This is a genomic window from Mycobacterium sp. 852002-40037_SCH5390672, assembly GCF_001665875.1.
Classification (GTDB): Bacteria; Actinomycetota; Actinomycetes; order Mycobacteriales; family Mycobacteriaceae; genus Mycobacterium.
In genome coordinates this window covers 125,690-144,951 of sequence record NZ_LZTA01000081.1, presented here as the reverse complement: position 1 = coordinate 144,951, position 19,262 = coordinate 125,690, and the positions used below count along the sequence as shown (strand labels likewise).

Genomic DNA, 19,262 nt, shown 5'->3' with positions numbered 1-19,262 from the left:
TGATGCGGAAGTATGGACCGAGTTCTGGCTGTGCGACGATAATCCCCAATCGCACAGCGCTCGGATGTTGAAGGAGGCTCCACGGTGGTCGCGGCGGATGACGCCCCGAGCTACGCTCGCAAATTGGGCATCCAACGGGACCAAGTTGTCCAGGAGTGGGGCTGGGACGAAGACACCGATGACGAGATCCGCGCCGCGGTCGAGGAAGCCTGCGGTGCTGAGTTGCTCGACGAAGACACCGACGAGGTAGTCGACGTCGTGCTGCTGTGGTGGCGAGACGGTGACGGCGACCTGGTGGACACCCTGATGGACGCGATCGGTCCGCTGGCCGAAGACGGCGTGATCTGGGTGCTGACGCCCAAGACCGGCAAGCCGGGGCACGTACTGCCGGCCGAAATCGCTGAGGCCGCCCCCACCGCCGGTCTGATGCCGACCTCGTCGGTCAACCTGGGGGACTGGAGCGCCAGCCGCTTGGTGCAGCCGAAATCCCGGGCCGGGAAGCGTTGATGCTGCCCGTCGGCACCCCCGCCCCGGATTTCACCCTGCGCGACCAGAATCAACAGCGAGTCACGCTGAGCTCCTACCGGGATGCCAAGAACGTTCTGCTGGTGTTCTTCCCGCTGGCATTCACCGGGATCTGCCAGGGCGAGCTGGATCGGTTGCGCGACCACCTGCCCGATTTCGAAAACGACGACAGCGCCACCCTGGCCATCTCGGTCGGCCCGCCGCCCACGCATCGGGTCTGGTCGCTGGACAGCGGCTTCACTTTTCCGGTGTTGTCGGACTTCTGGCCACACGGCGCGGTCAGCCAGAGCTACGGCGTGTTCAACGAGGATGCCGGCTACTCCAACCGCGGGACGTTCGTCGTCGACCGGTCCGGGATCATTCGCTTCGCCGAGATGAAACAGCCCGGCGAGTCCCGCGACCAGCGGCTCTGGAGCGACGCCCTGGCGGCGTTGAGGGCCTGAGATTTTGGGGTCTTGGCCTTCTGGCGGGTAGCCTGCCCGCAGCAACGGGCGCGTAGCTCAGTGGTAGAGCTCTGGTTTTACACACCAGCGGTCGGCGGTTCGATACCGTCCGCGCCCACCAATTCGCCGAGTGTGACACCACGTCGGAAAATCACGCCGCATTTCGCCGTGGCGTCACACTCGGCGATCTTCGGAGCCGGGTCATGCGCAGACCCGTTCGAGCCCGGGGCACAGCCATAATGAACGCGTGAACCCGTTCCGCATCGACGTTCCCGACGACGTTCTTGACGACCTGCGATCGCGGCTGGCCCGCACGCGTTGGCCCGAGGCCGAATGCGTGGACGACTGGAGCCAGGGCATGCCATTGGCCTATACCCGGGAGCTGGCCGACTATTGGGCCAACGACTACGACTGGCGTTCACGGGAGGCCGCGCTCAATCGTTTCGATCAGTTCACCACCGAAATCGATGGGCTGGACATCCATTTCATCCACCAGCGGTCGCCGCACGCCGACGCCTTCCCGCTGCTGATCACCCACGGCTGGCCGGGCTCCATCGTGGAATTCCACAAGGTGATCGAACCGCTGACCAATCCCGCCTCGGGGCGCGCCGAGGACGCCTTCCACGTGGTCTGTCCGTCGCTTCCGGGCTATGGGTTCTCCGGGAAACCCACCGGCACCGGCTGGGGCGTGGAAAAGATCGCGCAGGCATGGGAAACGCTGATGCTGCGCCTGGGCTACGACCGTTACGGCGCCCAGGGCGGGGACTGGGGCGCCGCCGTCACGACACAGATAGGCCGCAATCGAGGCCACTGCGTGGCCATCCACCTGAATATGCCGGTCGGCCGGCCCACCAAGGGCTCGCTGACGAACCCGACCGAGGAGGAGCAACGAGCGTTGGCCGGGCTGGCCAACCACCGCAAATGGGGCACCGGCTATTCGAAGCAACAGTCCACCCGCCCGCAAACGCTGGGCTACGGCCTGGCCGATTCGCCCGTGGGTCAGCTGGCCTGGATCGTCGAAAAGTTCTGGGACTGGGCCGATTGCGACGGGCACCCCGAGAACGCGGTCAGCCGCGACGAGCTGCTCGACAACGTCATGGTCTATTGGGTGACCAACACCGCCGCGTCCTCGGCCCGTCTGTACTGGGAGAGCTCGGCGGTGTGGGGCCGCGGAGATCGCGTCGAATTGCCCACCGGCGTCGCGGCTTTCCCCGGGGAGCTGCTCAAGGCGCCGCGCAGCTGGTGCGAGCCGGTCTACAACATCACCCACTGGACGGACATGCCGCGGGGCGGGCATTTCGCGGCCTTCGAACAACCGGAGCTGTTCGTCGAGGACCTCCGCGCGTTCTTCGCGACGGTGCGCTGAGCCGATCAGGCGGGCGGGGCGAAGAACTCCAGCGCGATGCCGTCGGGGTCGCGAAAACTCAACCCCGAACCATAGGGCGCATCCACGATGCCGCCGTGCACGATGCCCAGTTCGCCCAGCCGGGCGACCCAGTTCTGTAGCTCGGCGCGGCTGGCGCAGCCGAAGCCGACGTGGTCGAGGCCGACGCGATGTTCGCTGAACTGTTCCTCGGGTGCCGGCCGGTCGTGCTGATGAATGCCGAATATGGTGCCGCCATCAAGCATCCACACCTGGTGGTGAAAGCCGGCGTCAGTGTGCTCGTCGAGGATGGGGTCGGCGCCGAGCAGATTGCGATACCAGGGGCCGCTGATCGCGATGTCGCGCACCGTGACCGCGACGTGGTTGAGCGCTGGAAAGGTCATGCCTTGCCACGCTAGACGACCCGCCGGCCTTGCCGCGCCCGAGATCGCATGTCCCACAGGTAGAGCCGGTAACCGAAGATCCACGCCCAGTGCGGAATCAACCGATCGGCCAGCCGCAGACTCCACACCAGCCAACCGAAGCGGCGCTGCTGGCCGGGCGACCAGTCCAGCCGCATCAACGCCCGGAACTCCGGGGCCAGAAACCCCGTTGTCGCGAACAGGTTGAACGGCCCGGCCAGCATCCGCAATGGCCACGGCAGGAACGCCAACGACGCCACGCCGTGCAGGTGTTCGCGTACCGCAGGGTCGATGCGCAGCTCGTCGAGGGAGCGTTTCCAGTATTCGTCGAACGCGGTGCGATCGGGTGGCCACATCCGATCGGGCACCTGCAGTGTGGTGCCCAGCCGCCTGGCGTCGAGATAGACGGCGTCGGCCGTCGCGTCGTCCAGCGGGCCATGCAGGAACTCGTGTTGGTCGACGAAGTACCGGTAGAGGCACGCCGCCACCCACAGTTGCAATCTGGGGTCAAAAGCGTTGTAGGACACCGGGCTTGACGACGTCGAGCGCACCTGCCGGTGGGCGACGTCGACGGCCGCGCAGATCAACGCCCGGTCGTACTCGGTCCCGATGGTGGCGGCCGCCAGATAGGTGCCCGTGGTGCGGGCGCGCTTGAACGGATGCTTGTAGACATTGCCGCTGTCCACCGGGCTTTCCAGCACGCCATAGCCGACGCCGGGCAAGGACAACTGCATGATGACGTTCGCGGCGGGCAACAACATCGCCGCCGGGTTCAACAGGTCGGCGACCCGAGTTGCGGACCGCTTCATCGCGGACCTTGCCGCACCGGTCTCATGGATTCCAGTATGAGACGCTGCCGAGGTGGTTACGACGCAGACCCGGATCGCGGGCGTGATGATCGGCTACCTGGCCGACCGCGCGCTGGGCGACCCACGACGGGGTCATCCGGTCGCGGTGTTCGGCCAAGCCGCCACCGCGCTGGAGCCGGTGACCTACCGCGACAGCCGCACCGCCGGCGCGGTCCACGTCGTTGCGTTGGTCGGGGCGGTGGGCCTGCTCGGCCTGGCGGTGCAGCGGGCCGCCGAGCCTCGCGGCAGGCTGTGGTCGATCCTGGCGACCGCCGCGGCCACCTGGGTGTCGCTGGGCGGAACCTCGTTGGCGCGCACCGGCCTGGAAATGTCGGAACTGCTGGGACGCGGCGACGTCGAGGGCGCGCGGGTGCTGTTGCCGTCGCTGTGTGGGCGTGATCCGGCGTCGCTGGACGGCGCAGGCCTGACCCGTGCGTCGCTGGAATCGATCGCCGAGAACACCTCCGACGCCCAGGTGGCGCCGCTGCTGTGCGCGGCGGCCGGTGGCGTGCCGGCGGTTCTGGTGTATCGCGGCATCAACACCCTGGACTCGATGGTGGGCTATCGCTCGCCGCGCTATCTCCGATTCGGTTGGGCCGCAGCAAGATTGGATGACGTGGCCAACTACGTCGCAGCGCGGGTGACCGCGTCGCTGGCGGTGCTGCTGGCCCCGTTGGTGGGCGGATCACCGTCCGGTGCCGCGCGGGCCTGGCGCCGTGATGCAGCCCGTCATCCGAGCCCCAACGCCGGCGTCGTCGAGGCGGCCTTCGCCGGGGCCCTGGGCGTGCGCTTGGGCGGTCCCACGCAATACCGCGATGAGCTGCAGATCCGGCCCACACTCGGCGATGGCCGCGAGCCGACGGTGACCGACCTTCGGCGCGCGGTGACGCTGTCGTCGCTGGTGCAGGCGGGCGCCGCGGTGCTGGCCGGACTGTCGGGTTACCGCCGGCGGCCGTAGCGGTCGGCGAGTTTGGCTTCCACGGTTTGCGGCGCGTCGGGTGTGGGCGCCGCCTCAGTGGCGGAGGAGGGCCGCTGTTGCTTCTCCTGGCGGCGGGCGCGGATCTCCGAGTAGGCGAAATAGCCCAACCCGATTGGGGCCAGGATGCCGAACGCGATCCACTGGATGCCGTAGGACAGGAACGGGCCGGCGTCCAGCTGGGGCACGCCGACCACGCCCAGCCCGCCGGGCTGGCCGTCGACCAGCTGCAGGTAGGACCCCGCCAGCGGGACCTTCGTGAGCACCGAGACCTGTTCGGTGTCGATCGAATACACCTGCTGCACACCGTCTCCCACAAACGGATCCTTGTTCAGGGCGGCGGTCTCGGAGTTGCGCAACCGCGCCGTGAGGGTCACGGTCTGCGCGGGCGGGCGGGGGATCGGCGGGACATGAGAGCCCTCCAGCGGCCGCACGTAGCCGCGGTCGACCAGGACGGTGGGCCCGCCGTCGACGACGAACGGTGCCAGCACCTCGAACGCCGGCTTCGAATCGATCACCCGCAGGCGTGCCAGCACTTGCACGTCGGGCAGGTAACGCCCGGTGGCGGTGACCTGGCGCCACTGCGCTCCGGGGGCTGTTGAGTTCTGCTGCGGCAGCAGGGTTTTCACCGGGACCGGCGGGGTGTTCAGCGAGGATTCGATCTGGTGGTTCTCCTGCGACGTCCTGTTGTGCTTGCCCAGCTGCCAGGGTGCGAGCACCGTGAAGCACAGATACGCGAAGGCGACGACCACCACCGCCAGCGCTATCCAGCCGGGACGCAGCAGAAAGGCCACGCGGCGCATCACGGCGATCCGTTCTGCGCGAGTCGTTCATCGACCCAGTCGTGCAGGCCCGGCAGCGCGGCCTCGATGACGGTGTAGACGCGTTCGAAGTCTCCCGCGTCGCCGTAGTAGGGATCGGCGACGTCGGGGGTGTGGGCACCGGTGCGCGGATCGAAGGACCGCAGCATCCGGACCCGGTCCTCGTCGGCGCCCAGATGCCGCAGCATCCGGGCGTGGTTGCGATCCAGGGCCACCACCAGATCGGCACCCAGGTGGTCGGCGTCGACCTGTGCGGCGCGGTGGTCGCATGCGTAGCCGTGGGCGCGCAGCACGTCGGCGGCCCGCTCGTCGGCGCACTCGCCGACATGCCAGTTGCCCGTGCCGGCGCTGCTCACCCGCACCGCGTCCAAGAGACCGCGCCGGCGCAGTTGGTCGGCGAACATCTTTTCGGCCATCACCGAACGGCAGATGTTGCCGGTGCACACGAACGTCACGTGCAGCGGCTCACGCTTAGACACCCAGCGCCCTCCGTAGCTCGTCGATGGTCGCGGCGTGCGTCACGCCGGAAGCGTCCCGGACCGTGCGGATGCCGTCGGCGCGATCGGGAAAGTCGGCCTTGCCGTAGCCCCAGCCGACCACCACGGTGTCGATGCCGTGGGCGGCCGCGCCGTGCACGTCGTGGCTGCGGTCACCCACCATCAGCACCCGCTCGGGCAGCGGCTCCAGCTGCGACAGGGCGTGGGCCAGCACCTCGACCTTGGCTTTGCGTGAACCATCGGGACTCGCCCCGGCGATGACCTCGAAATGCTGGTCGAGCCCGAAATGGGCGAGGATGCGCCGCGCCGTCGGCTCCAGCTTGGAGGTGGCCACCGCCAGCCGGACATCGGCGGCGCGCAGGTCGGACAGCAGCGCCTCGATCCCATCGAAGAGTGCGTTCATCGCCCAGCCGCGGGCGCCGTACTCGGCGCGAAAGGCGGCGATCGCCTTCTCGGCCTCGTCACCGAGTTCCATGGCCCGGAAGGTGTCGTCCATCGGCGGGCCGACGATCTGTGCGACGAGGTCGCCGGGCGGCACCGGGGCGCCGATGTGGTCGAGCGCATGCAGGAAGCTGGCGACGATTCCCTCCGCGGAGTCGGTCAGCGTGCCGTCGAGATCGAAGATCACCAGCTGCGCCCCACCCGAGGAGGCGGCGTCGACGGGGGCCTGGCGATCGGCTGACGTTGTGCCTGTCACCTCACCATTGTCCTCGATGGCTGCAGCCGGGTGCGACGGTGTGGCTCCGCACGGCCAGGACGGCCCACTAGTGTTTCACGAATGGCGAGTCTGAACCTGAGCCCGCCTGCGGCGCGCTATCACGGTGATCAGGCCGTCGCGCCCGGGATGCTGGATTTCGCCGTCAACGTCCGCCACGGTCAACCGCCGGAGTGGTTGTTGCGACGGCTCGCTGAGCGGCTGCCCGATCTGGCGCGCTACCCCGGCCTCGAAGACGTTCACCGCGCACAGGACGCGGTCGCCGAGCGGCACGGCCGGACCCGCGACGAGGTGCTGGCGCTGGCCGGGGCGGCCGAGGCGTTCACCCTGTTGAGCAACCTGCGCCCGCAGCGCGCGGCGATCCTCGCACCGGCGTTCACCGAGCCGGCCGTCGCGCTGACCGCGGCCGGCGTGCCGGTGCACCACGTCGTGCTGGAGACGCCGTTCGGCCTGGCCGGTGCGATCGTTCCCGACGACGCCGACCTGGTCGTCGTGGGTAATCCGACCAACCCCACCTCGGTGCTGCATACCCGCGACGAATTGCTGGCATTGCGACGGCCCGGACGGATCCTGGTGGTCGACGAGGCGTTCGCCGACTCGATTCCCGGTGAGCCGCAGTCGCTGGCCGGTGACGCGCTGCCCGACGTGCTGGTGCTGCGCAGTTTGACCAAGACCTGGGCGCTGGCCGGGTTGCGGGTGGGCTACGCGCTGGGCGCCCCGGAGGTGCTGGCGCGGCTGACCGCCCAGCGGGCGCACTGGCCGGTGGGGACGCTGCAACTGACGGCCATCGCGGATTGTTGCGGCCCGCGGGCCGTCGCCGACGCGGCGGCCGGGGCGGCGCGATTGGCCCAGCTGCGCGCCGAGATGGTGGCCGGTCTGGTGTCGGCGGGCGCCGAGGTGGTCGACGGCCGGGCCCCGTTCGTGCTGTTTCGCACACCCGACTCCGTCGCGATACGAAAGCATCTGTATGACAGGGGAATTGCCATTCGCCGCTGTGATACGTTCGTCGGCTTGGACGAGCGGTACCTGAGGGCCGCGGTGCGCCGCGAGTGGCCGCAGTTGGTGCAGGCGATTTCGGAGGCGGTCACGACGGAAAGCATCGGGAGGCGGCAGTGAGCGTGACGCTGGCCGACGTCATCGCGGTGCTCGATGAGGCCTACCCGCCGCGGCTCGCCGAATCCTGGGATGCGGTGGGTCTGGTGTGTGGTGACCCCGGCGACCAGGTGGAGTCGGTGACCGTCGCGGTCGACCCGACCTCCGCGGTCGTCGACGAAGTTCCCCACGCGAGCCTGCTGCTGGCCCACCATCCGCTGCTGTTGCGCGGCGTGGACACCGTGGCCGCCAGCACCCCCAAGGGTGCGCTGGTGCACCGGCTGATCCAGACCGGGCGTTCGCTGTTCACCGCGCATACCAATGCCGACTCGGCCTGCCCGGGCGTCTCCGATGCGCTGGCCGCGGCGCTGGGCCTTGATGTCGAGGCGGTGCTGGAGCCGGCAACGGGCGCACCCGACCTCGACAAGTGGGTCGTCTACGTGCCCAGCGAGAACGCGGAAGCCGTGCAGGCGGCGGTGTTTGCGGCCGGGGCCGGCCATATCGGCGACTATTCGCACTGCAGCTGGAGCGTCAGCGGTATCGGGCAGTTCCTGCCGCACGAAGGTGCCTCACCCGCGGTGGGCAGCGTGGGCAATGTCGAGCGGGTGGCCGAAGACCGGTTCGAGGTCGTCGCACCGGCTCGTTCCCGGGCCGCGGTGCTGGCTGCGATGCGCGCCGCCCATCCCTACGAGGAACCCGCCTTCGACATCTTCGCGCTGGTGCCACCGCCCGGCGACGCCGGGTTGGGCCGCATCGCGACGCTGGCACGCCCGGAACCGTTGCGCGACTTCGTCTCCCGCGTGAGCGCGGCGTTGCCACAGACATCCTGGGGGGTGCGGGCGGCGGGGGAGCCCGACATGCAGGTGTCGCGGGTCGCGCTCTGCGGGGGCGCCGGTGATTCGTTGTTGGCTGCCGTGGCCCGCGCCGGAGTGCAGGCCTACGTCACGGCCGATCTGCGGCACCACCCGGCCGACGAGCACCGCCGGGCCTCCGATGTGGCTTTGATCGATGTGGCACATTGGGCAAGTGAATTCCCATGGTGTGAACAGGCCGCCGGCTTGTTGCGGTCGCGTTTCGGTGCGGAGCTCCCGGTGCGGGTGAGCTCGATTCGCACCGACCCTTGGAACGTCGAGCACGATGGCAACGAGTCCGGGGGTGAGAAGCCATGAAAGCCGAAGTAACACAGCAGCGTTCGCTACTCGAATTGTCGAAACTCGATGCCGAGCTGTCCCGCATCACGCACCGGGCTACGCACCTGCCGGAACAAGAGGCCTGCGAGCGGTTGCAGGTGGAATACGAGGCCGCCAGTGACCGACTGGCCGCCGTGCGCATCGCCGTGGAAGACATCGATGCCCACGTGTCGCGGCTCGAGGCGGAGATCGACGCGGTGCGCCAGCGCGAAGACCGCGACCGTTCGCTGCTGCAGTCCGGCGCGACCGACGCCAAGCAACTGTCGGATCTTCAGCACGAGCTGGAGACCTTGCAGCGCCGTCAAACCAGCCTGGAGGACTCGCTGCTGGAGGTGATGGAACGTCGCGAGGAGCTGCAATCCCAGCTGGACGGTGAGCAGCAGACGCTCACGTCATTGGAGGCCGAGATGGCCGGCGCGCGCCAGGCCCTTGACGCTGCGGTCGCCGAAATCAGCGAGGCCCGCGAGCTTCAGTCCGCGCGGCGTGACTCGCTGAGTGCGGCACTGGATCCGGTGCTGTCCGCCCTGTACGAACGACAGCGTGCCGGGGGAGGCCCGGGCGCCGGGCAGCTGTTGGGACGCCGGTGCGGGGCCTGCCGGATCGAGATCGACCGCGGCGAGCTGTCGCGCATTTCGGCGGCCGCCGATGACGATGTGGTGCGCTGCCCGGAATGCGGCGCGATCCTGCTGCGCGTCAAGGGATTTGATCAGTGAAAGTCGTCATCGAAGCCGACGGAGGTTCACGCGGCAACCCCGGGCCGGCCGGATATGGCGCGGTGGTGTGGACCCAGGACCGCGCCACCGTGCTGGCGGAGGCCAAGCAAGCCATCGGCCGGGCAACCAACAATGTGGCCGAATACCGCGGTCTGATAGCCGGTTTGGACGATGCCCTGAACCTGGGTGCCACCGAGGCCGCGGTATATCTGGATTCCAAGCTGCTGGTGGAACAGATGTCGGGGCGGTGGAAGGTCAAGCATCCCGATCTGATTGAACTGCACGCCCAGGCCAGAAGCCGGGCGCAGCGGTTCGCGAGGATCAGTTACTCGTGGATTCCGCGGGAGCGCAATACACACGCGGATCGGTTGGCCAACGAGGCGATGGACGCAGCGGCCGAGGCGGGCGGGTCGACGGAAACGTCCGGACCGGTGACACAATCCGAACCGCTCAGGACCGAACCCGAACCACCCAGGACCCAGCCCGAACCGCCCAGGGCCGAGCCCGCGACAGCGCCCTCCCCGTCGGCGCCCGGCTGGACCGGCGCGCGTGGCACCCCGACCAGGCTGCTGTTGCTGCGCCACGGCCAGACCGAGTTGTCGGTGCAGCGGCGCTATTCGGGCCGCGGCAACCCGGCGCTCACCGAGATGGGGCGGCGGCAGGCCGATGCGGCGGCGCGCTACCTGGCGCAGCGGGGCGGGATTTCGGCGGTATTCGCCTCCCCGTTGCAACGGGCCTACGACACGGCGGCGGCCGCCGCCAAGGCGTTGGGCCTGGACGTGACGGTCGACGACGACTTGATCGAGACCGATTTCGGGGCCTGGGAGGGCCTCACCTTCGCCGAGGCCGCCGAGCGCGACCCCGAACTGCACGGCCGCTGGCTGCGCGACACCGGCACCGCCCCGCCCGGCGGTGAGAGCTTCGACGCGGTGGCCGGTCGGGTGTCGAGGGTTCGTGACCGGATCGTCGCCGCACAGCAAGGAACGACGGTGCTGTTGGTGTCGCACGTGACACCCATCAAGATGCTGCTGCGCGAGGCGCTGGACGCCGGGCCCGGCATCTTGTACCGGTTGCACCTCGACCTCGCATCGCTGAGTATCGCCGAATTCTATTCCGACGGAGCATCTTCGGTGCGGCTGGTCAACCAGACGGCCTATCTGTAAACGTCAGTCCTGCTCTTGGTTGAGTCGTGGGATCAGGCCGCCGGCCAACACGTCCTTGACTTGTCGTGGCGAAAGTCGATGCCGTACAGCGAATGACGAGTCCTTTCCGACATTGTCGACCCGCAGGGCATCCTCTTCTTCGAGCGCGTTCAGATTTTGGATGCGCAGGGTGTCGTCTTGGTCGAGGGAGTCGTAATCGTCGGGATTTTCGAACTCGAGCGCCAAAATTCCATAGTTTGCCAGGTTTTGCCAGTGGATGCGCGCGAAGGACTTGGCGATGACCACGCGCAACCCGAGGTAGCGCGGTGCGATTGCGGCGTGCTCACGCGAGGAGCCTTGGCCGTAGTTGTCCCCGGCGACAATGATGTGCCCAGCGTCGCCGGCCTTTTGAGCCCGCTCCGGATAGGAGTCGTCGACCCGGGTGAAGCTGAACATCGCGAGCTTCGGGATGTTGGACCGAAGCGGAAGAGCCTGTACGCCTGCCGGTGAGATTTCGTCGGTGGAGATGTTGTCGCCGAGCTTGAGTAGCACCGGCGCCTCGATTTCGTCGGGCAGCGGTGACAACTCCGGCAGGCTGGAGATGTTGGGCCCCTTCACCGGTTCGACACGTTGTGCCTCCTCGGCGTCGAGTGGAGGTACCAGCATTGCGGTGTTGACGGAATTGCGCTCGGGCAGATCGAGTTTCGGATACTCCATCTGCTCCTGTTTGGCCCAGTCCCGCGGATCGGTGATCACGCCCGTCAGCGCCGAGGCCGCGGCGGTCTCGGGCGAGCACAGCCAGACGGCATCCTCCTTGGTGCCAGACCGGCCGGGGAAGTTGCGAGGCATGGTGCGCAGCGAGTTGCGACCGACCGCGGGAGCCTGGCCCATGCCGATGCAGCCCAGGCAGCCTGCTTGGTGGATGCGCGCGCCGGCCACCACCAGATCCAGCGTCGCGCCCATCTTGGTCAGGTCGGCCAGGATCTCGCGCGACGTCGGGTTGATGTCGAAGCTGACCTGCGGGGCCGTCTGGCGTCCCGCCACCATCGCGGCCGCGATCGCGAAATCGCGCAGCCCGGGGTTGGCGCTGGAGCCGATCACCGCCTGGGCGATCTCCTCGCCAGTCACCTCGCGCACCGGTACCACGTTGCCCGGCGACGACGGTTTGGCGATCAGCGGCTCGATCTGCGACAGGTCGATGGTGTCCTCGACGTCGTAGCCCGCGTCCTCGTCGGCCAGCAGTTCTATCCAGTCGTCCTCGCGTCCCTCGGCCCGCAGGAATTCGCGAACGGCGTCGTCGCTGGGAAACACCGTCGTCGTGGCGCCGAGTTCGGCTCCCATGTTGGCGATGACGTGGCGGTCCATCGCCGTCAGCGTCGTCACGCCGGGACCGTGATACTCGATGATCCTGTTCACCCCGCCTTTGACGTCGTGGCGGCGCAACATCTCCAAGATCACGTCTTTGGCCGAACACCACTGGGGCAGTTCACCGTCGAGCCGCACCCCCCATACCTCGGGCATGCGGATGTGCAGTGGGCGCCCGGTGATCGCGAGCGCCACCTCGAGACCGCCGACGCCGATCGCGAGCATGCCCAGCGATCCGGCTGCCGGAGTGTGGGAATCCGAGCCCACCATCGTCTTGCCGGGGATGCCGAAGCGCTGCATGTGGGTGGGGTGCGAGACTCCGTTGCCCGGTTTCGAGAACCACAGGCCGAAGCGTTGCGCCGCGGTGCGCAGGTACTCGTGATCCTCGGCGTTCTTCTCGTCGCCCTGCAGCAGGTTATGGTCGACATACTGCACGCTGACCTCGGTGCGGGCGCGATCGAGCCCGAGCGCCTCGAGTTCCTGCATCACCAGCGTGCCGGTCGCATCCTGGGTGAGCGTCTGATCGACGCGGATCGCGATCTCTTCTCCCGGCGACATCTGCCCGGACTCCAGATGCGAGCTGATCAGTTTGTGAGCGACGTTCATGGCCATACCCGGGGTTACCCCGGTGCGCCGTGTTCTAGCCCGATTCGATAGCAGACGGATGTCGCCGGCCCGACGTTCAACGAGCCAGTGTGATGGCGCCTTCCGGGCAGTTCTGCTCGGCCGTGACGGCCTGGGTTTCGAGTTCGCCGGACACCTGGTCGACGAGCACCTGGCAGTGGCCGACCTCGTCGGCGTCGAAGACGTCGGGCGCCAGGGTGTAGCAGCGCCCGTGGCCGGCGCAGCGGTCGGGGTCGACGGCTATGCGGGTCATCGGCGCCGCTCCTCCTCATCGCTTCGCTCTGCATTGTCGCCGGCGGGGGTCATGGCACCGGAAACACCAGCGGTAGCGACTCCACCGAGCGCAGGGCGGCGGTGTAGGCCAGCTCGGTGCCGGGCTTGATCTCGTAATCCGGTATGCGCCGGTGGAATTCGCGCAGCGCGACCCGCAGTTCCATGCGGGCAAGGTGCGAGCCGAGGCAGCGGTGCGGACCGCCGCCGAAAGCCCGGTGCCGGTTGGGGTTGCGGGTGAAGTCCACCAGCTCCGGGTCGGGGAACTCCGCCGGGTCGGTATTGGCAGCACCCAGTAACGGGCTGACGCGCTCGCCCTTGCTGATCGGGCACCCGCCCACCTCGACGTCCTGGATGGCGACCCGAGCGACGCCGGGCACCGGTGTCTCCCAACGCAACAGCTCCTCCACCGCGCTGGGCAGGACGTCGGGCTGCTCGACGAGTTGATGGCGATGATCGGGGTGGCGCGCGAGGTACACGAAGAAACAGTCGAGCGAGTCGGTGACCGTGTCCAGTCCGGCGATGAGGAACAGGAAGCAGATGTCGAGCAGCTCGTCGCGCGACAGCGGTTGGCCGGCCTCGTCTTTGAAGTTCGCCGCGATCATTGCGGATAGCACGTCGTCGCGGGGGTGGGCGATGTGATCGTCGATGGCGCGGTCGAAGTACTCGTAGATTTGTTGGGCCACGCCCGCCGAGCTCTCGTGGCGGCGGCCGAAACCCGAGTCGCCCGCGGGGCGGATCACGCCGTCCTTCCACACCAGGAACTGCTCTAGGTCGTCCAGCGGCAGGCCGAGCAGCTGCAGAAAGACCGTGCAGGGCAGCGGCACCGCGAACTCGGCGTGGAAGTCGCACTCGCCCCGGCCCGCGAAGCGATCGATCATCTCGTTGACCAGCTCGGTGACGCGTGGCTCGCGCCGGACCATCTCCCGCGGAGTGAACAGTGGGTCGAGGATGCGCCGATACTTCGCGTGTTCGGGCGGGTCGATCTGTAGCGGGATCAGCGGCCGCACGTTACCCAGATCGACCGCGTCCATGTTCGACGAGAACACCTCGGTGTGTTTGAGCGCCATTTCGATGTCGGCCAGGCGGCTGAGAACAACCGCCTGCGGCGACCGGAACACGGGGCTGGTTTCGCGCAGCGCCTTGTACATCGGTTGCGGCTCTGCGAGCCCCGTGACCGCCTGGTCGACGAAACTTTCGGCTTCGGTCATCCGGTCAGCCTGGCACCGACCTGCCTGTTGGGCAATGGTCTTATGAGTCAGCTATGCAGGTGGAGCCGCTCGCCGTGCGGTCCGAAGATCACGATGGCTTCCACCGGCCCGTCGACCACCCCGAACCAGTGCGGCGTCCACGTCGAGAATTCGACGGCTTGGCCAGGGTCGATGGTGAAGTCGCGCTCGCCCAGGATGAGCCGCATCCGCCCGGAGAGCACATACATCCAGTCCTGGCCCTCGTGCACCGGCAGCTCGGCGGGCGGGGTGCGGCGCCGCGCGCTGACCCGAACCTTGAACGCGTGCAGGCCGCCGGCGGGGCCCCGGCGGGTCAGCGGCCAATAGGTGACGCCGTGGTGGGTGTGAGCGGTGCCGCGCACCCGTGGGTCGGCGGTAGGCGGCGCCTGCAACAGCTCGTCGGTGCTGACCGACAGCGCCCGGGCCAGCCGCGGCAGGTGATCCAATGCCAGCCGGCGTTTCCCGGATTCGAGGCGGCTGAGCGTCGAGACGTCGATCCCGGCGCGCTCGCCTACCTCTTGCAGCGTCAAGCCGCGCTGCACGCGCAGTTCCCGGAGCCGCCGGCGCACCTGGAGGTCGATATCGGGCGGGGTCTTTGCCTGCATAGCAATTCAGCTTGGCAAACTGCATACGGGTAGGCAAGCTCGCGGTGTGGAGAATTCGTGCAAACCTGATGATGCTGTGCAGTTTTGGGAGGAGCGCTACCGCTCGGCGGAGCGGGTGTGGAGCGGACGGGTCAATCCCCGCCTGGCCGAGGTGGCCGCCGACCTGCCGGTGGGCCGGGCTCTCGACCTAGGCTGCGGGGAAGGAGCCGACGCGCTGTGGCTGGCCGAGCGCGGCTGGGACGTGGTGGCCGTCGACGTCTCAGCCACCGCGTTGCAGCGCGCCACCGAGGCGGCGTTGGCGCGGAACGTGCTGACACACATCGACTTTCAGCGACATGACCTCAACGACAGCTTCCCGGAAGGGACCTTCGATCTGGTATCGGCCCAGTATCTGCACTCGCCGGCTCGACTGGAACGCGACGGCGTGCTGCAGCGGGCGGCCGAGCGGGTGAACCTTGGCGGTGTGCTGTTGATCGTCGACCATGGAGCGCCCCCGCCATGGGCGCAGCATCACGATCACCACTTCGCCGGCATCGAGGAGGTCCTCGCGTCGCTACACCTGGATGCACCGCGCTGGACGCGGCTGCGGACCGAGGCCGTCGACCGCGAAGCGGTCGGACCGAACGGGGAAGTCGCAGCGATGACCGACAACCTGATGGTCATGCGGCGAACCGGTTAGCCCCTACGCCGCGTCGTGAAAGATCAAGCCCATCGCGTAGCGCTCGCCGGAACGAACGACCGAGACGCCGTGGCGCACCGGCGCCGCGGACCATCCTCTGGCCGAGGGCACCGGCCGTTCCCGGGTGGTGAAGACATACCCGTGTCCCTGCGGGAGTTGTGTTGCCGTGCCGCGGGATTGGGCCCGCAGCCGTTGTTCGACGAGCAGGAATTCGCCGCCGGTGTAGTCGGTGTCGGGGTTGCTCAGGTTGATGACCACCTGTAGCGGGAAAATCAATTCACCGTACAGATCCCGGTGCAGGGCATTCCAGTCGCCCGCACCGTATTTCAGCATCAGGGCGGTGGATCTGCTCTGGCCGGCGGCGTGGCACGTCGCCAGCCAGTCGTCGAAGCTGTCCGGCCAGGGTGCGGCCCGGCCGAGCTTGCCCCACCAATCGCGCGCTATCGGCAGCAGCCGTGGGTAGAGCGCCTGTTTGAGCTGTTCGATCGGTTCGGGGTAGGGCGCATGAAAATAGCGGTATTGCCCGGCGCCATAGCGTTTGGGCGCCATGTCGATGGTCGACCGAAACAGGTCGTCATCGGCATAGAGCTTGCGCAGCCGGGCCGCTTCGCCGGCCGTGACCAGCCGCGGCAGCAGCGCCCCGCCGTATTCGTCGACCGCGGTGGCGATGGCGTCCCAATCGCCAGTGTCGACACGCCTTTTCCACTGGGACATCGCGGCCTCCCGGGTGTTGGTCTGCCTCTTCACCATAGATAGATCCGACGGGACGCTCGAGCGTTGCTGGCCCCAGCATGCCGCAGGTAGTACCGTGGATCGTCGCGGACGAGTTGGCCGGGCGGCCGCGGACCGTCGCAAGGCGGTTCGAGGAAAGTCCGGACTTCACAGAGCAGGGTGATTGTTAACGGCAATCCGAGGTGACTCGCGGGAAAGTGCCACAGAAAACAGACCGCCACCCTCGCGGTGGTAAGGGTGAAACGGTGCGGTAAGAGCGCACCAGCATCCCGGGTGACCGGGGTGGCTAGGCAAACCCCACCCGAAGCAAGGCCAAGAAGGCCGCACCCCCGGTGCGGTCGCGCAGGCGTTCGAGGGCTGCTCGCCCGAGCCTGCGGGTAGGCCGCTCGAGGCACCCGGTGACGGTGTGTCCAGATGGATGGTCGCCGCCGCGCCGCCGTTGCTTACGCGCGGCGGCGGGGAACAGAATCCGGCTTACAGGCCAACTCGTCCGCCTTCAGCTTCTAGTGACCCGCTTTGCGCACCGCTTTGGCGAGTTTGCGCAAGGTGTCGTCGAGTTGGTCACGGCACCGGTCGGCCAAGTCGGCCTCCCGCTGATACAACAGTCCGTAGGTGAAGGTGTCCTCAGCGGCGGCGTGCGCGGTTTCGGCCTCCAGGCGCAGATGCTCGCGGCTGACGACGCTGTCTTGATGATCACCGAGCAGCGACTGGACCGCCTTGGCCTGTTCGGACACCCCGGCCGCGCCGGTAGCGGAAGCGGTGTAGCGAAGTCGCTTGGCGCGCTTGCGGATCCGATGGATTGCTTCGTCGCGCTGGTGTTGGTCGTCGGGGTGTTCGCGGTCGACCTCGGCGGCGGCCTTCTGGGCCTTGCGTACCTTCTTGTAGGCGGCCTCGATGGTCACCGGCGCCTGTTCCTCGGCCGTGGCGGCGCCGGGGGTTTCGGCCACTATCAGGTCCAGGGAGTCGAGCAGACGGAAGTATCGCTGCGATCGCATGGCGATCAATGACCGGCGCAGCCCGGTCTGGTAGCGGCGCTGGGCACCCCCGACCAGACGTTCGCGCACCGGTCCGCGCACCAATTCCGGTGCGAGCCCGTCCAAGTCGTGTTCGTATCGCTCGGCCAGCACCTCGGCGTCGCGCGCCACACCCAGAATTGCGGCGAGCTCGCGTAACTCGTCCAGCACCCACCCTTCCTCGGGCAGCCCGTAGGACTCCTGGTAGTCCCGCAGCAGGCTGCGTAGCTTGCGGGTGGTCACCCGCATCTGGTGAATGGAGTCGTAGGCGTCGGCGCGCACCGCGCGATCCCACACCAGCAGCTCACGAACTTGCTCGGCGATCGCGCGTTGCAGCGGATCGTCGGACGGCGCACCGCCGTTGGGTGGCGACGTGGTACCCAGCACCCGCGCCAGCTTGGAGCCGTGACCGGCCGGTGCCGCGCCGGCGTCCAGCAGCCGATTGCTCAACCGGTTCAGCAGCTCGACGCCGGCCGTCCCGTTGGACAGCCCACTGGCCTCGAGGAGCTCCAATTCCCACTCGCGCCATTCCTGCTCGGTGGGCGCGGCGTCGGTGTCCTCGGAGTCGCGGGTAGACCATGCAATGACATGGTCGTTGCTGAACTCGGCCACCGCGGTGCCTGCGGCGTCGTAGAGCACCTGGCTTTCGCGCCGGGTGGTGATGCGCGCGACCGGCTGCAACGGACGGTCGCGGACAATGGCCAGCACCACATCCCTCAACTCGTCGGGCACGATGTCGTTTCCACCCGAGGCGTCCAGCGGTGTGCGCACCTCGGTGCGGGCGTCTGGTCCGGCCGGCAGCTTCAGGTGCCATCCCGCGTCGGTGCCACCGGTGCGGCGGCGCAGGGTTATTTTGTTGCGCGCCAAGTCGTGTATGGGCGTGTCGAAGTACGTCGCATCCAGGGTTTGCATCGGCGACTTCTCGACGTGGGCGACCGCGGCGATCCCTTCGAACGAGGGTGACACCGTGGACTCAACCACGTCGAACTTGCGCTCGACCTCGAGATGACGCGAGGGCTGAGGCGCTTTTGCAGGCATCTTCGGCTCCGTTGGGGGCGCGCGGGCGCGTCAGCGCGGCCGTGAACATGGTGGACGATGGGAATTGAGCACCCATAGCCTGCCATACCGAAGCGACGGAACCGCCATCGATCGGAGGGTGACTCAAGCGCCCGTCGCGACCGCCGTTACGGCGGCGGAGGAGGAGCCGTCGTGTCGTCTTCCGGCAGTGGCGCATAAGCCGCCGGCGGCGGGACATAACGTTCGATGTTGTCGGCGATGTTGGTGCACCCACTGACCGAGATGCGTCGGCCCGCGCCCACGCACACCGTCGCTTCCACCCGACCGGCGGAATGGGGGGCAACAAGAATTCCGGAAGTTGCGGCCAAGCCCGCGAACGCCAGGACTGCGGCAAACCAGCGGCGCCGATTCATCTGCGGTCTCCTTCCTGCCACCCTTGATGCATTGTGCCGTCGCGGCGTGGCGGACGGGCCGAGATTGAAGAATGGCTCCGCATTCTTTGCCACTCGAACAGCGCATGCACGGCGAGAAAACCCCTTATGGTTTGCGATACGGATAATGGCCGCCCTTGCGGATGCCCGAACGAAGGAGCGTTTCCATGGTGTCTTTTGTTCGCCCGGCAGGACGAGTCGTGGCCGGCGCAATGGCCGCCGGTGCGGTCAGTGTGGCAATGCTGTTCGCGACGGCGGGTTCGGCTGCCGCGGACTGGCCGATGGACGATCCGGAACCGGCTCCCTCGTCGCAACCGAATTGCACGGCAGCCGATCTGGCCCAGGTGTCGTCGGGCGTTGCCGCGGCGACGTCGGCGTATCTGTTCACACACCCGGACGTCAACGCGTACTTCACCGGTTTGAAGGGGCAGCCCCGCGACGACATGCGCGCGCAGCTGAAGGAGTACATGGATGCCAACCCGCAGACCCACGCTGACCTCGAGGGCATTCGCCAGCCGTTGACCGACTTCCAGAATCGGTGCCGCTGACC

At 67.9% G+C, this 19,262-nt stretch carries 22 protein-coding genes, 1 tRNA gene and 1 other RNA gene; 12 read left to right on the top strand and 12 right to left on the bottom strand.

Annotation, left to right across the window (positions count from 1 at the left end; translation table 11 throughout):
- Positions 1-84: 84 nt before the first annotated feature.
- The 4 genes from A5782_RS14800 (at position 85) to A5782_RS14785 (ending at position 2,334) form a co-directional block, all read left to right on the top strand.
- Complete coding sequence (locus A5782_RS14800; protein WP_067101208.1) at positions 85-507, top strand: DUF3052 domain-containing protein; 423 nt, start codon at positions 85-87, stop codon at positions 505-507.
- The gene (locus A5782_RS14795) at positions 507-968 is read left to right on the top strand and encodes a peroxiredoxin (protein ID WP_067101205.1); all 462 of its coding nucleotides are present in this window, start codon (positions 507-509) and stop codon (positions 966-968) included. Before A5782_RS14800 ends, A5782_RS14795 begins: the two co-directional genes overlap by 1 nt.
- A gap of 46 nt (positions 969-1,014) precedes the next feature.
- A tRNA-Val gene (locus tag A5782_RS14790) sits at positions 1,015-1,089 on the top strand.
- Positions 1,090-1,215: 126 nt separating this feature from the next.
- Positions 1,216-2,334 carry an epoxide hydrolase family protein gene (locus A5782_RS14785; protein WP_067101202.1) on the top strand — a complete coding sequence of 373 codons (1,119 nt, stop codon included), beginning with the start codon at positions 1,216-1,218 and terminating at the stop codon, positions 2,332-2,334.
- 5 nt (positions 2,335-2,339) lie between these two features.
- On the opposite strand, the gene A5782_RS14780 is transcribed toward A5782_RS14785, so the two are convergent.
- Entirely contained in the window at positions 2,340-2,735 is a 396-nt protein-coding gene (locus tag A5782_RS14780) for a VOC family protein (RefSeq protein ID WP_067101199.1), read from the bottom strand.
- An 11-nt stretch (positions 2,736-2,746) separates the two neighbouring features.
- On the bottom strand, positions 2,747-3,562 hold the full coding sequence (locus A5782_RS14775; protein ID WP_067101196.1) for an oxygenase MpaB family protein: 816 nt from the start codon (positions 3,560-3,562) through the stop codon (positions 2,747-2,749).
- A 52-nt stretch (positions 3,563-3,614) separates the two neighbouring features.
- On the opposite strand from A5782_RS14775, the gene A5782_RS14770 reads away from it, so the two are divergent.
- Complete coding sequence (locus A5782_RS14770) at positions 3,615-4,559, top strand: cobalamin biosynthesis protein (RefSeq protein ID WP_082942935.1); 945 nt, start codon at positions 3,615-3,617, stop codon at positions 4,557-4,559.
- Here the strand turns inward: A5782_RS14770 and A5782_RS14765 are convergent.
- Genes A5782_RS14765 through A5782_RS14755 form a run of 3 tightly spaced genes read right to left on the bottom strand, consistent with a single transcriptional unit; the run spans position 4,541 to position 6,592 of the window.
- The gene (locus tag A5782_RS14765; protein WP_067101193.1) at positions 4,541-5,380 is read right to left on the bottom strand and encodes an SURF1 family protein; all 840 of its coding nucleotides are present in this window, start codon (positions 5,378-5,380) and stop codon (positions 4,541-4,543) included. The two genes, A5782_RS14770 and A5782_RS14765, sit on opposite strands and share 19 nt — an antisense overlap.
- A complete protein-coding gene (locus A5782_RS14760) occupies positions 5,380-5,877 on the bottom strand; it encodes a low molecular weight protein-tyrosine-phosphatase (RefSeq protein WP_067101190.1) in 498 nt (165 codons plus the stop codon). The genes A5782_RS14765 and A5782_RS14760 overlap by 1 nt, the downstream gene beginning before the upstream one ends.
- Complete coding sequence (locus A5782_RS14755; protein ID WP_197694230.1) at positions 5,870-6,592, bottom strand: HAD-IA family hydrolase; 723 nt, start codon at positions 6,590-6,592, stop codon at positions 5,870-5,872. The genes A5782_RS14760 and A5782_RS14755 overlap by 8 nt, the downstream gene beginning before the upstream one ends.
- A gap of 81 nt (positions 6,593-6,673) precedes the next feature.
- On the opposite strand from A5782_RS14755, the gene cobC reads away from it, so the two are divergent.
- From cobC to A5782_RS14735, 4 genes are read left to right on the top strand one after another with little or no spacing between them, the layout of a single operon-like run.
- Positions 6,674-7,726 carry an Rv2231c family pyridoxal phosphate-dependent protein CobC gene (gene cobC / locus A5782_RS14750; RefSeq protein WP_067101187.1) on the top strand — a complete coding sequence of 351 codons (1,053 nt, stop codon included), beginning with the start codon at positions 6,674-6,676 and terminating at the stop codon, positions 7,724-7,726.
- Entirely contained in the window at positions 7,723-8,871 is a 1,149-nt protein-coding gene (locus A5782_RS14745) for a Nif3-like dinuclear metal center hexameric protein (protein WP_067101184.1), read from the top strand. Before cobC ends, A5782_RS14745 begins: the two co-directional genes overlap by 4 nt.
- Complete coding sequence (locus tag A5782_RS14740) at positions 8,868-9,605, top strand: zinc ribbon domain-containing protein (RefSeq protein WP_067101180.1); 738 nt, start codon at positions 8,868-8,870, stop codon at positions 9,603-9,605. Before A5782_RS14745 ends, A5782_RS14740 begins: the two co-directional genes overlap by 4 nt.
- The gene (locus tag A5782_RS14735) at positions 9,602-10,768 is read left to right on the top strand and encodes a bifunctional RNase H/acid phosphatase (protein WP_067101176.1); all 1,167 of its coding nucleotides are present in this window, start codon (positions 9,602-9,604) and stop codon (positions 10,766-10,768) included. The genes A5782_RS14740 and A5782_RS14735 overlap by 4 nt, the downstream gene beginning before the upstream one ends.
- Before the next feature lie 3 nt (positions 10,769-10,771).
- On the opposite strand, the gene A5782_RS14730 is transcribed toward A5782_RS14735, so the two are convergent.
- From A5782_RS14730 to A5782_RS14715, 4 genes are all read right to left on the bottom strand, one after another.
- Positions 10,772-12,724, bottom strand: a complete 1,953-nt coding sequence (locus A5782_RS14730; protein ID WP_067101173.1) for an aconitate hydratase — start codon at positions 12,722-12,724, stop codon at positions 10,772-10,774.
- Between the two features lie 70 nt (positions 12,725-12,794).
- Positions 12,795-12,989, bottom strand: coding sequence for a ferredoxin (locus A5782_RS14725; RefSeq protein WP_067101170.1), 195 nt, complete (start codon positions 12,987-12,989; stop codon positions 12,795-12,797).
- Between the two features lie 49 nt (positions 12,990-13,038).
- Positions 13,039-14,217: a cytochrome P450 gene (locus A5782_RS14720; protein ID WP_067101167.1), complete on the bottom strand. Its 1,179-nt coding sequence runs from the start codon at positions 14,215-14,217 to the stop codon at positions 13,039-13,041.
- Between the two features lie 47 nt (positions 14,218-14,264).
- A complete protein-coding gene (locus tag A5782_RS14715) occupies positions 14,265-14,840 on the bottom strand; it encodes a helix-turn-helix domain-containing protein (protein WP_067101164.1) in 576 nt (191 codons plus the stop codon).
- Between the two features lie 46 nt (positions 14,841-14,886).
- On the opposite strand from A5782_RS14715, the gene A5782_RS14710 reads away from it, so the two are divergent.
- Positions 14,887-15,519, top strand: coding sequence for a bifunctional 2-polyprenyl-6-hydroxyphenol methylase/3-demethylubiquinol 3-O-methyltransferase UbiG (locus A5782_RS14710; protein ID WP_067101161.1), 633 nt, complete (start codon positions 14,887-14,889; stop codon positions 15,517-15,519).
- A 3-nt stretch (positions 15,520-15,522) separates the two neighbouring features.
- Here A5782_RS14710 and A5782_RS14705 read toward each other — a convergent pair whose 3' ends face one another.
- On the bottom strand, positions 15,523-16,233 hold the full coding sequence (locus A5782_RS14705) for a 2OG-Fe(II) oxygenase (RefSeq protein WP_067101276.1): 711 nt from the start codon (positions 16,231-16,233) through the stop codon (positions 15,523-15,525).
- 109 nt (positions 16,234-16,342) lie between these two features.
- Here A5782_RS14705 and rnpB point away from each other — a divergent pair.
- An RNA gene (rnpB, locus tag A5782_RS14700) (RNase P RNA component class A) lies at positions 16,343-16,744 on the top strand.
- A gap of 10 nt (positions 16,745-16,754) precedes the next feature.
- On the opposite strand, the gene A5782_RS14695 is transcribed toward rnpB, so the two are convergent.
- Both A5782_RS14695 and A5782_RS25560 read right to left on the bottom strand, forming a co-directional pair.
- Positions 16,755-18,302, bottom strand: coding sequence for a CYTH and CHAD domain-containing protein (locus tag A5782_RS14695; protein WP_067101158.1), 1,548 nt, complete (start codon positions 18,300-18,302; stop codon positions 16,755-16,757).
- A gap of 146 nt (positions 18,303-18,448) precedes the next feature.
- Entirely contained in the window at positions 18,449-18,694 is a 246-nt protein-coding gene (locus A5782_RS25560; protein WP_082942934.1) for a hypothetical protein, read from the bottom strand.
- Between the two features lie 185 nt (positions 18,695-18,879).
- Here A5782_RS25560 and A5782_RS14690 point away from each other — a divergent pair, with 185 nt between their 5' ends.
- Entirely contained in the window at positions 18,880-19,260 is a 381-nt protein-coding gene (locus A5782_RS14690; RefSeq protein ID WP_197694229.1) for a heme-binding protein, read from the top strand.
- Positions 19,261-19,262: the final 2 nt, after the last annotated feature.